Raw genomic sequence first — 12,401 nt, 5'->3', positions numbered from 1 at the left:
CCTGCCGCGCGATAGAACCGCGCGTCGAGGATGGGGCACCCGGTCGTGACCATCTTTCAGGAACGTTGCTACTCCACCTTCGCGCCTGCGAGCTTGCGCAGATAGTCGCCCCACTTGGGGTCGTAGCCTTCGATGCGGTTCTCCAGCTTTGCGCCTTCGTTCCACCAGTGCGCGACGGTGCGGCCCATCTCTGTGCCGCGACGAGTGTGCAGGTCAACCATGAAATCCTCGACCTCCACCTTGCGCTCGCCACGCTCGACGACTTCTTTCGTCCAGCCGGAGAGCTCCATCGACATGTTGTCCTTCGGCGCGGTCGCGAGAAGCCGAACCGCATGCGCACAGTAGATCCAGCGATCGCCGGAGTCGGCCATGCGGCCGGCTTGAAGGTACAGCGCGTTGATGATCGACGGAGCCGTAGGCATACCCAGGCCGACATCTTCCGTCGCGATGATCTCCAGCCTGCGCCAGAGCACCTCTTCGGTCTCCGGACCGGAGGCTAAGAACTCATACGCAGCCAGCGCGGCCTCTTCCACGCGTCCACGGCGAATGCTCTTCTGCAACACCGATCGCAGCTCGTCGATGGGATATCCGTGGATGCTGGTGGTGCGGCTCCATACGTCTTTGCTCTGGTAGTTCTGCGGCTTCTGTTCGGACATGCGGGTCATCCATTCCTTCTGGTTAGTGATTCATCGGTGCGGTCATCAGCTTGAGGAAGAGCGCGGTAAAGCGGGCAGTATCGAAGTCCCATACGACATCGGCTACGCGTGCATCGACCGGCGGGACAGGCTTTTGACGCTTCGGCTCCGGCGTATCCGGCCACGGGATGCCGGCGTAGCCGCGCGGCGTCTCATCCCAATAGATCGACGAGCCATAGCTCATGCCCTGCATCGTATCGATGTCGACATAGTACCGGCGCGTCTCTGTGATGAGGCTGGGGTCGATCAGATACGCCGCCATCAGCTCATCCGGCATGCGAAACCACTGCTGCGGCTTGTGCTCGCGATAGGGCTTCAACACAAGCTCTTCATAGAGCTGCGCCTCGGCGGTGTTCTGGCCATGCGCGATAGCTTCAGCCATCTCGGGCGTGCGATGTAACTTCTCCGCTACATCGACGGTGACGATCGTGAGTTTGGGCCACGGCGCGTGCAGCACAATCTGCGCGGACTCAGGATCGTAAACCACGTTGACCGTCTTCGGCTGCATCGAGGGGCTCGTGCCCATGAACACGATCTCCTTGGTCAAGGCGACGATGCTGGGGTCGAGGCTGATCGCCAGGGCCACGTTCGTCAGTGGACCGCCGCAGTAGAGCGTCACCTCGTGCGGATACTTATGCACCTGCTGAATGATGAACTCTGCCGCATGACCGGCTGCGGGCTTCGTCTTTGCCAGGCCACCGGGCGGCGGCTCGACGACCTCCGGCCCCGGACTGAACTCGCCATACGCGCCAAGGAAGGGATCGGTGCGCGTTCCGCCATAGAGCCTGATCAGACGGACCGGTGTATAGCGCGATTGCACGAGTGGAAACTCCGACCCCTGATAGACCGGGATATCCGTGCGATGGATGTCTTCCAGCAGCTTCAGCACATCGGCCGTCTCCTGCTTGAGCCAGCCGTTGCCGGTAACTACCGTGACTCCCAACACCTGAATATTCGGCGACTGCAGGAGCATGACCAGAGGATCTTCGTTGCCGCCAATGATGCCGTCCGTGTCCTGGTCATAGATAACCTTCCTGATCTCAGGCAGCGTTGCGCTAAAAGCACGGACCGGCATGACGAGCAGCGCGAGGGCCAGCAATGCGCTCCAACCTTGGAACTTCATGATGTTCTCCGTTTATAGATACATTCAAGCCTTGTCTGTTTTTCGTCGTCATCCTGAGCCGTTCCGGGGTCCCCGGCGAGCGCGTCCTTTGCGCTTGCTGGGGTGGTTTGGCGAAGGACCCCCGTATTCTGCACGATGCCAAATGAGCGAACGCTGCTTGTCATGCGTTAAGTGCTTAAGAGCTTTGCAGAACCGAAATGCAGGTGGCAGTCCCCAATGCGGGGGTCCTTCGCCTACGGCTCAGGATGACGACAAAAAACAGACGACCGAAACATATTTGTGCAATTGTCCTACTTCGTTAACTCATCCGTCGAAGGCACAACCTTCGGCGTCGGCTGCGAGAGCACGTCGACGAGAAACTTCTGCAAACGCGGCAGATCGACGTCCATCTGTGCGTGGACCTTATGCAGCGGCAGCGCAGGCTTGGTCTGCTCGTTCCACGTCAACGTGTCTCCGTACGTTGGGCCTCGCACCGTATCGACATCCATATAGACATAGCGCTCTTCTTTGATCAGCGTCGGATCGATCCACGCGGCAGCAGCAAGTTCGTCCCACAGATAGTTGATGAAGACGGGCCGCTGAAAATATCTGGTGACATACTCTGCAGCGGGACTGTGCGCCTTCGCGATCCCATCGAGAACCTCAGGCTCAGGACGCGTCTTGAGCGAGACATCGATGGTGGTCGTCGTGATCTTCGCCCACGGCGCTTCCAGCGCAATGCTGGCGGCTTCAGGATCGAACCAGAAGTTGAACTCATGGCGCGGACTGTTGACCCACTCCGCCGCCTTCGTGTTCGGGTTGATGCTGCCGCCCATCACCACAAGCTCCTGCGCCAGCTCCGCAAAGTGCGGGTCAAGCCGAATCGCCAGTGCCACATTGGTCAGCGGTCCCGCGGCGTAGATCGTTACCTTGTGCGGATACTTGTGGACCATCCGCACCATGAAGTGTGCCGCATCTTCATCCGCTGGTTTTGTCGACGGGGGCCCCTCACGCATCGGGGGAATCGCATCCCAGGGCTTCTCCATGCGCTTGTCGGAGAACGCTCCCTCGAAGGTAGCGGCTCCGTACATCTTGTTTGCGAGACGCGTCCAATCGAGCGTGCGCACCAGTGGAAACGCCGCGCCGGGATAGACCTTGACGTCGGTGCGACCTACCGCCTCCACCAGCCGCAACGCATGGGCCACCTCTTCATCGCGCCACGAGTCGCCCGTCACCACCGTAATGCCCAGCAGATGCACATCGGGCGATTGCAGAAAGACCAGCAGCGACATCATGTCCGACCCTCCGGGGCCGGAGGCATCCTGGTCGGCAATCACATAGCGCTGCGCGGAAGCACCACTGGCACAGGCCGCGATCAAAACCATTCCAAAGAGCGCTGGAAGGAGCCGGTTTCGCAAAGAGAGACAGAACAATCCGCACCTCAGTTTGTAGATGTATATCGATAAGCCTACGCGATGCGTGGCTGCTCCAGGATTTAGCAAGCCGCTGCAGGACAGCTGCAAAGACAGAAAGCCGCGTCGCTGCCTGGACGAAACTCGTCTTCCAGCCCACGGACACAAAGCTATGAGATTTTCAGTGTCAGGAAGGGGCCTCCGGAGCGAATTAAAGGCCCATTCCTAATGAAAATGTCATACTATTGACAACAAGTCAACACTCCTTTCATCTACTCCATAACCCTAACTACGATTTCCAGAACAAATCAACAATTCGCAAAAAGCAATTGGACGACGCACCAGAACCGTGTTTGAATCGTTTCAACCCAGGCTTTATCAAAGCTTCGCTCGACCCTGACTCGCAATCTATACCGTCTTTCTGCCTCAACCAGGTAGTTCCAGCAGTGTATTTTCTTCAGTCCGAAGGGAAATTCCCTCGCGACGGAGGACTACAGCTCCGCAGAGACGTTCAGAGCTTTCAGTTGCATGCTTCACCCAACAAACTCATACCGCTCGACCACCGGAAGAGATCTTCAATTCCCCTGGCGAGGTTGTATTCCATCCACTTTCGCTCCGCGCCCTAACTGACGCCGGGCTTTCACGAACTTGATTCATCTTTTGAGAGGTCCACATCATGTTGCCTGGAATATGTAATTCCCCCAACTCTCGCACGCGTACCGGCTTGCTCGGCCGAATTCCGGCGTGTTTCGCTCTCCTGATTCTGTTCTTCCTCGGCAGTGCCGGCATGGCCTCGGCCCAATCGCTGGCCGGCCTGGGCGCTCTGAGCGGAACGGTGCATGATCCCTCCGGAGCCGTCGTCCCCAATGCAGACGTAGAGATCGTCAACAAGAGCCTTGGCATCGATCGCAAGTTGAAGTCGACGGACGCCGGACTCTTCTTCGCACCTTCGCTGCCTCCAGATCCCGGTTACTCCGTGATTGTTACCGTTCCAGGTTTCGGCGTAGCAAAGACCGATGGCATCGTCGTCCACGTCGGCGAACAGGTCGCCGTTCCAGTCCAGCTCGGAAGCGCCAGCACGACCCAGACGGTCTCCGTCTCCGAGAACACGCAGCCGATCCTCGACCTGGCCAAGACAGAGGTCTCAGCCCTGGTCAACCAGGAGCAGATCACGAACCTCCCGATCAATGGACGCCGCGTCGATCAGTTCGCGCTCCTGACGCCCGGCGTCGTACAGGACGGCACCAGCGGCGAGCTCTCCTTCCACGGCGTTCCCTCCGGCAACGAGTTCCTCCAGGACGGTATCGACATCACCCAGCAGTGGTCCGTGTCGAATGCGGGCGGCGGCGGCTCGGCGCTCTCCAACATCAGCATGGACGCGATTCAGGAGTTCCGCACCGAGATCTTCGGCTACTCCGCGGAGTTCGGACGCGGCTCCGGCGGCGTCGTCAACTCGCTTACCAAGAGCGGCTCCAACGAGTTTCACGGCAATGCGTTCTGGTTCTTCCGCAACCGCACGCTCAACGCCACCGACCCTTTCTCCAAGCTGAACGGCCAGCCCTATAACGCTCCGGAGTATCGCCACCAGTACGGCGCCAACGTCGGCGGCCCCATCCTCAAGGACAAGCTCTTCTTCTTCGGAGCCTATGAGGGAACCACTCGCAACTTCCCGCTCGTGAGCTCGATCATCAACTCGTCGATCCTCGATGGCAACGGCCAGCTGCTTCCCGGCCAATGCACAGCGGCGGCGATCCAGTGCGCTGCCGTACAGAAGTACATCAACAGCTTCTTCCGCACCGTGAACCGCAACCTGCATCAGAACGACGGCTTCCTTAGGCTGGACTATCGCCCGAACGAGAAGAGCACCTACACCGCGAACTTTAACCTGATGAACTACTTCGCCACCCATGACGGCGTCTCCGCGGTTGCTCCCACGGACGGCAGCGGCGCTTCGGGCTCGAACTACAACATCGGCACCCACGTGCGCAATGCGCGCTTGTCCAACACCTACATCGTCTCGCCGTCGATGGTGAACGAGTTCCGCTTCGGCTTCAACGCAGAGCGCCGGTTCCAGGGCCTGCCCACCGACCTGCTTCCGCCGGACAACATTCTCTCCAGCGTAACCGTCGCCGGTCAGGGCAACCTGGGTGTCTCGATCAACCAGCTCCCCAACATCCAGCCAACGGAGAAGCGCTTTATCCTGGCCGACACCTTCTCGCAGAGCGCGGGCAAGCACCAGCTCAAGTACGGTGCCGACCTGGCCTATCTGCGCAGCGTTGAAAACGCTGTGTTCAGCGGCCCGGGCTCCTTCACCTACAACACCTTCACCGACTTTGCCTACGACCTGACCCCGCTGCCTGGCGATCCGGTCAACTCGAATCCAGCCAGTCCCCTGACGGGTCCCAGCAAGCACTACTCTACGTTTGCTCAGGCGATCGGTCACCCCATCACCGGCATCACCATTCGCGACTACGACTTCTTTGCACAGGACCAGTACCAGATCGCCAAGACGCTGCTGCTCAACCTCGGTCTGCGCTATGAGTACTCCACCTTTACACAGCCGCCCGCTCCTTCGTATGCCAGCGTCAATTCAGCAGTCGGTCCCATCAACCAGCCGAAGACGAACTTTGCCCCGCGTGTTGGCTTCACCTACTCGATGAACAACAACACGACCGTGCTGCGCGGCAACTATGGCATCTTCTACAACCGCCTTCCCGGCGCTTCCATCACGCGCCTGCAGCAGCTGGGTGGAATCGTTCGCAAGTCCTTCACGCTGAGCGACAACAATCCCGCGCAGTTTGCGGCGATGCTGCCCTTCGCACAGGTCTTCACCAGCCTTTCGCAGGTCAACTCTTTCATCAGTCCCAGCTCGATCAACACCGGCTTTGCGATCCCCGGCCTGGCTACTCCTTATGTGCAGGAGTGGAGCCTGGGCGTGGAGCAGCAGCTTACGAAGGACATGAGCTTCAGCGTCTCCTATGTGGGTTCACGCGGCATCAAGTTCCTGCAGCGCTCCGACCTGAACGCCGGACAGCCGACGGGGCAGGACTTCTACAATGTATTCGACGTCAACGGTCACCAGACAGGCTCATACAGCACGCCGGTCTATCTCAACGCGGCCAATGGCAATACGACCTACAACCCGAACTTCGGCAAGATCCTCCAGATCGATAACGGCGGACGCCTCTGGTATGACGGCCTGGTCGCTGAGTTCCATCAGCGCGAGAACAAGTACATCCAGAGCACCATCGCCTATACCTGGTCGCACTCCGAGGACCTCGGACAGGGAACGGCAACCAGCAACTACTACTTCACCGATCAGGGAGACACCTACTTCAACGGCTCCTCCTCCTTCAATGGACGCAGCGGTTACTCCTTCGAGAAAGGCCGCTCGCTCGAAGATCAGCGTCACCGCCTCGTCATGACGGCCCTGATCTCTTACCCCAAGGCCGACTACGGTTCGAAGTGGACGAGGGAAGCGCTGAGCGGCTGGCAGCTGGCTCCGATCTTCACCTTCGCCACGCCGCAGTATGTCGATTCCAATCTGACAGTAACCAGCAGCGACTCCCGTCTCTACGTTCCATCCCCAACCCTGAGCGGTATCGGAGCGGAGGCTCCGGGAGGCATTCGCGCTCCCTTCGTTCCAACGGCCAACCTGCCGCTGGGCCAGACGGTCCAGCTCGATGGCCGTCTCACGAAGAGCTTTGCGCTTCCCAAGTCGCAGAGCATTCAGCTCAGCTTTGAAGCCATCAACGCTCTGAATCACATTCACTACACGTCTGTGAACCAGACGGCCTATACCTCCAGTTGGAACGCAGCGACGAACACCGGCACCATTAAGGCGGTGAGTGGCGCAGGTCAGGGGACAGCCGCCAGCGGCTTCCCGGACGGCACGAACGCACGGCGCGCTCAGGCTTCCCTGCGGTACACCTTCTAACCCATTCACTCGATCGCATGAGCGAGGGCCGGAGAGAATTCTCTCCGGCCCTTTTCTTTTGCCGCAAACAAACAGCACGATCGTTTATTAATTCGCCGCAGAGGTCAGCGTTGTCTCAGGCAGCAGTGCACGGACATACCCGAGGTTTGTCGTGCAGTGGGAGAGTTTGATGTTCTCAATCAACTGGGCGAAGGCGCGATCGATCACCTCCTGCTCAGGCCGGTCCTTCAGGCGCTCGGACGTGAGGCCGACGCCGTTGGGCAGCTTCGCATAGGCGACGATGCTCGGCCAATCCGCCGGCGGCGTAACGGTCTCCACGGCGGTGGTGTTTGCCAGCTTCTTGTACGGCCAGAACGCCCAGCCGATATTGTTCTTCTCCAGCACAGTACGGAAGGTGGCGAGCCACTCGTCCTTGTTCTCTCCCGACTCTCCGAGCCAGATAGGAACGTGGTTCTTCGTGCGGAAGTCAACATAGCGCTGGACCAGGTTCTGATCCGGCACAGCGACCTTGTACTTGTGCCACTCGTAGATGACGTTCGCGTCAAAGGGCGGACCGAAGACGTCGAAGTTGTTGTCCCACTGCGCGCCACCGAGGATGAGGATGTGGTGCTTGTCTTCCTTGCGGATGACGGCTGCCGTGCGCTTGTAGAGCGGCTCCAGCAGAGGATTCAATCCGTGCAGCTTAGGATAGGTGGGAATGGGTTCGTTCAGCAGGTCGTAGCCGAGAATCACAGGCTCGTTGCGATAGTGACGCGCGATGCGCTGCCAGGTGTCCAGCAACTGCTGCTGCGAAGACTGGTCCGTGAAGAGCCAGGGATAGCCGTCGCTGTCGTCGATGTTGGTTCCGGTCTGTCCGCCAGGCGCGGCGTGCATATCGAGGACGAGGTAGATGCCCTCGGCGCGGCTCCACTTCACGAGCCGATCGAGCAGGCGAAAACCCTCCGCGTCGTCGCTCTGGAAGAAGCGATAGTGCATGGGGACACGAATGGAGTTGAAGCCCGCCTGGTGGATCAAGTGAATGTCGCTCTGCGTCACGTAGTTGTCGCGCCACTGTTGCCAGAAGGTCTTGCTGCGCTCCGGTCCGATCAACTCCGCGACGAGCGCCTCGATCTCTCGCGAGGATTGGACGTGGCCGCCGAACTGCCACATGTATCCCTCGGGAACCATCCAGTTGCCGAGGTTGGTTCCACGCAGCAGCAGGGGTTTGCCATCGCGGCCAATCACCTGTTCTCCCTGGGTGTGCGCGTACTGTGCTCGGCTGACAAGGGGAAATAAGGCGACGGCGCTAAGCAGCAGCGTACACAGACGGCGATTCAACACAGAGTAAGACCTCCAGAGATGTTCGGAGTCCATGATGCTTTTACGGATAAGCGGTTGTCTAGTGAGCTGGCGCGGCCAGTAGATCCTGCAGCTCCAGATAGACGCCGTTCGTCCATCCGAAGCCGATGACGTTGCTCTTGTAGCCCGCCGCAACCTTGACGTTGGCCGAGCCGCTCACCACGTTGTACTTCTCGCGAATGGTGCCGTCATGCAGAAAGTTGTCGAGCACCGTTGCGGAAAAACTCTGGGCGATGCGGCGCGCATCTTCGTGGAAGCCGTTGTGCTCCAGGCCTGAGACGGCGAGCCACGTCGTCGGGGCCCAGCCGAAGGGCAGGTCCCACTGCACGCCTGAAGCGGAGTCGCTCATCGCCAGTCCACCGGGGTGTTCGAAGAGGCTGAGATGCTGATGCACCGCCGCAGCCTGCGTGGGGCTCGCCGCTCCTGCCCACAGCGGATAGAAGGTGGAGATGTAGTGATAGCTCGACCGCTGGCCGGTGGTGTAGTCGTAGTCGAAGTACAGGCCTGCATCGGAGTCCCACAGATAGCGATCGATCGCGTGATGACGCGCGTTGGCGCGGCGTGTCCATTCGGCGGCTTCGCGCGGGCGGCCGAGGAGCGTAGCGAAGTGGGCCATGTCCTGCTCGTAGCGAAAGAGCAGGCTATTCAGGCAGACCGGCGCGAAGTGCGCAGTTGAACCGGAGAAGGGACCAAAGCGGAAGGAGCTATCGAAGCCGGACTCACGCATTGCGCGGTCGCCACGATAGAAGTCCGCCGAGAGACGATGTCCTGCGACGACAGCCTGCGCGCAGACATGAGAGATGTGGACGTCGCAACTGGTGCGGGCCAGAGTTGCAGCCTGCGCCGGCGTTGGGTCTTCCGCACCGTCCACAAGGTACTCGGGATGATCTTTCGGGTGCGCGAGCAGCCAGCGAATCACATCGGGATAGTAGCTGGAGTCATCCGACATCTCGGGCACCGGGCCTTCGCCGAGATCGTGATAACGCGCCAGGCCTGTAGTCCCGGCTTTGTGCTGCGGCGAAGTCCACAGTGCGTAATCGCGCTGCGCAAAGCCGTAGGCGCGAGCCAGCCACTTGAGATCGGGTGCGGTGCCGGATGCTGGATGTTCGTAGACTTCGCGAATCATCGACGAGAGAAATGGCGGCTGTGAGCGCGTGAAGAAGTAGGTGCGATTGGCGTTGAGGATGGCGCCGTAGTTTTCGATCTCGAAGAAGAAGTTCTCCACCATGCCGCGTGCGAGATCGCTGTGTCCATCGTGAAGCAGACCGAGCAGGATGAAGTAACTGTCCCAGCCATACATCTCATTGAAGCGGCCCCCTGGCACGACGTAACGATTGGGCAGATAGAGCAGGCCTTCGACGGGCAACTCCGCAGGGCGAACCTCTCCGATACCGTGAATGGCTCGCGGAAGATGACGCACCTCAACATGGCACTTCTGCTGCATGGCAGCGACAGCAGCGGGAATCGGCATGTCTGCCGGCAGGTACATCACAGGCACCGTCTTCACCTTGGCATCCACCACTGAACTGCAGTCGGACATGGAGCGCGAAAGCGTCTCCCAGCCGTTGGCGATGTAGCTGCGTATACGCGCGTTCTGCGGTGCATTCTGTGGAGAAGTGCCGGAGATAGCCTGAGCAGCGATTTCGTGCTGCGGTGCGGCAAGAACGAACGCAAAGAGAAGAGCGGCGAGGGTGTGGAGTCGGGATAGGCGCATGGTGAAGCGTGAAGCAGGTGCTTCACTGACAAGCTATCACTTTCGGGGAGGGCCCCTTGTACCGCTGAGAGAGGACCGGCGAGCCTAATTAGTTACTAATTCTCTTGTTTAAATTATCAATCGCGAAACTTAAACCGAGAGACTTAAAATTCGGTTCATTCTTAGTTCCTGGGGCCGCTCGAAGCGCCAGAAGTTCGGCATTAAACCATTTATTTTGAATGACATATAGAGTTTTAACCTTCCCTTGCCCACTCTTTTTGACTTTTATGCATCCAAGGTTACTGAGTTCCTGCTGCAGCTCATATCTGGGCTTTGTGGCGGGGCATACGGTCGCGATATAACGAGGCTCCGGAAGCCGCTGACCAGCTAGCCAAAAAAGAAAAGGGAGTAACAAATACATGAATAATCAGGGTCGACTTACAACAACCTGTGGCTTGGCACTATCTCTGGCGATGTTTACATCGCTAGGTGTTACAGCAGTTGCGCAAGAAGCAACTGTTGAAGGGTTGGTCATCGGAAGGAGCGGCCCTGCGATGTCAGTGAAGACCGCAGACAGCCCCAGACTCACCGTGCTTCTCTCGGACAGCACGAGGGCAACAGAAAAGGGCGGTTTCCTTGGTCTCAGCAGACAGCACCCCGGCATTGCTGATCTTGTCCCGGGCCTGGCGGTGAAGGTTGAGGGTGCTTATGACTCCGATCACCAGCTCGTTGCAAAAAAGGTCACGTTCTCGCGCACCGCAATGAACACGGCACGGCAGATTGACGCGGGCCTACATCCTGTAAACCAGCAGGTTGCGGCTGCACAGGATCAGCTCAAGAGCGATCGTCGGGATATCGAACAGAGCCAGCAGGACACTGCGAAGAACTCGCAGGATATCGACGCGACCAAGCAGGGACTGGCAACGACTACCGCCGACACTGCGACGAATAAGCAGGCCATCGGTCAGGCCAATCAGCGCTTCACCACGCTGGACCAGTACGAGGACAAGGGAAGTATCACCGTCAACTTCGCCAATGGAAAAGCTACGGTGAGCAAGAAGGACAAGGACCAGCTCACTGACTTCGTGAAGACGGCTGCGACTACCCCGGGCTACATGATCGAAGTACAGGGCTATGCTTCTGCCGTTGGTTCAGCAGCGCTGAATCAGAGGTTGAGCAGTGAACGGGCCGATGCAGTGCTGGCCATCATTCAACAGACAGGCGTTGTTCCCATGACGAGAATTCTCGCGCCTGCCGCAATGGGAACCACCAACCCAGTCTCCGAGGATCACACACGGAGCGCACAGGCACAGAACCGGCGCGTGGTCGTAACCATCGTCGTCAACAAGGGCATCACTGGCTAACGAGATTCACTTGGTAACGTCCGAGTGATCCAAACACATAACGCATAACCACCAAGCGATAGTGCGACGAGCTGAAGGCTCTCGCACTATCGCTTTGTTGTTGGAGGCTTAAGCATCGGTGCCGAGGCGGGATCGGAAGGGCCTGGCTTCAGCCACGCTGTATTAGGATCGGGATTATTTCCGTTCTGCCGAAGGCCGGAGTGAAGGCGTAGCCGGAACAACTGAATTGCCTTCTGATTGCGACGAAAGGGGTGGCTACATCCTCGAATGTGTCCCCGGTGGTCCTTGTGCAGCCTGAGGCGCGCGAAAGAAAGCAATTCAGTCGTTGCGCCTTGCGGGCTCCACTTCAGCCTTTGGCAGAAAGGAAAAAGCGTTGAATGCTACCTTAACGGCCTGGCTGAAGCCAGGCCCTTCCGGAGCTTGCCTCAACGAACTAACTGCACAGTTCGACCACACTCCAAGTGCATCCTAGAGCAGCTTCTGTGCACTGCTCCGGCCGAACTCGCGCACCTCTACCGGCGCCCGACAGGCGATGACAGCCTTGCGTCCCCAGGCCAGTGCCTCGTCCATGTCAGCAGCTTTCAGTATCCAAAAACCGCCTACGTGCTCCTTGGCTTCAAGATACGGCCCGTCGGTGATGACCACTTCTCCCTCCGACTGCCGGCGCAGCGACTTCGCGTTGCCGGGTGCGCCGAAGCCGCCAGCGAAGAACCTGGCGCCAGCAGCTTCCATCTCTTCGTTGAGCACGTCAATATCGCTGACCATCGCTTCGCCTTCTGCGGACGGATCGTAGTTGTCGGGGAGGTGAATCGCAACCAAATAATGTGGCATAGCTTCTCCTTTTATCCTGTAGCGGTTTC

General features: G+C 58.9%; 8 protein-coding genes. 2 read left to right on the top strand and 6 right to left on the bottom strand.

The annotated features are described in order from the left end of the window. Positions 1-68: 68 nt before the first annotated feature. The 3 genes from HDF15_RS20835 to HDF15_RS20825 all read right to left on the bottom strand — a co-directional run bounded on the left by HDF15_RS20835 (position 69) and on the right by HDF15_RS20825 (position 3,215). Positions 69-656 (bottom strand): AAA family ATPase, encoded by a 588-nt coding sequence (locus HDF15_RS20835; protein ID WP_260331212.1) that lies wholly within the window; start codon positions 654-656, stop codon positions 69-71. Between the two features lie 22 nt (positions 657-678). Next, positions 679-1,818, bottom strand: coding sequence for a nucleoside hydrolase (locus HDF15_RS20830; RefSeq protein WP_184259081.1), 1,140 nt, complete (start codon positions 1,816-1,818; stop codon positions 679-681). 290 nt (positions 1,819-2,108) lie between these two features. After that, complete coding sequence (locus HDF15_RS20825) at positions 2,109-3,215, bottom strand: nucleoside hydrolase (RefSeq protein ID WP_260331210.1); 1,107 nt, start codon at positions 3,213-3,215, stop codon at positions 2,109-2,111. Positions 3,216-3,885: 670 nt separating this feature from the next. On the opposite strand from HDF15_RS20825, the gene HDF15_RS20820 reads away from it, so the two are divergent. Continuing rightward, positions 3,886-7,146, top strand: a complete 3,261-nt coding sequence (locus HDF15_RS20820; protein WP_184259077.1) for a TonB-dependent receptor domain-containing protein — start codon at positions 3,886-3,888, stop codon at positions 7,144-7,146. 87 nt (positions 7,147-7,233) lie between these two features. On the opposite strand, the gene HDF15_RS20815 is transcribed toward HDF15_RS20820, so the two are convergent. Together HDF15_RS20815 and HDF15_RS20810 are read right to left on the bottom strand one after the other, a co-directional pair. Further along, on the bottom strand, positions 7,234-8,466 hold the full coding sequence (locus tag HDF15_RS20815; RefSeq protein WP_184259075.1) for a cellulase family glycosylhydrolase: 1,233 nt from the start codon (positions 8,464-8,466) through the stop codon (positions 7,234-7,236). Positions 8,467-8,524: 58 nt separating this feature from the next. Further along, entirely contained in the window at positions 8,525-10,198 is a 1,674-nt protein-coding gene (locus HDF15_RS20810) for a trehalase family glycosidase (RefSeq protein WP_184259073.1), read from the bottom strand. 533 nt (positions 10,199-10,731) lie between these two features. On the opposite strand from HDF15_RS20810, the gene HDF15_RS20805 reads away from it, so the two are divergent. Beyond that, complete coding sequence (locus HDF15_RS20805; RefSeq protein WP_184259071.1) at positions 10,732-11,541, top strand: OmpA family protein; 810 nt, start codon at positions 10,732-10,734, stop codon at positions 11,539-11,541. Between the two features lie 468 nt (positions 11,542-12,009). Here HDF15_RS20805 and HDF15_RS20800 read toward each other — a convergent pair whose 3' ends face one another. Then, positions 12,010-12,372 carry a YciI family protein gene (locus HDF15_RS20800; RefSeq protein ID WP_184259069.1) on the bottom strand — a complete coding sequence of 121 codons (363 nt, stop codon included), beginning with the start codon at positions 12,370-12,372 and terminating at the stop codon, positions 12,010-12,012. Positions 12,373-12,401: the final 29 nt, after the last annotated feature.

The sequence above is a fragment of the Granulicella mallensis genome (genome assembly GCF_014203225.1).
GTDB classification, from domain to species: Bacteria; Acidobacteriota; Terriglobia; order Terriglobales; family Acidobacteriaceae; genus Granulicella; species Granulicella mallensis_A.
This window is presented reverse-complemented; position numbering and strand designations above follow the sequence as displayed.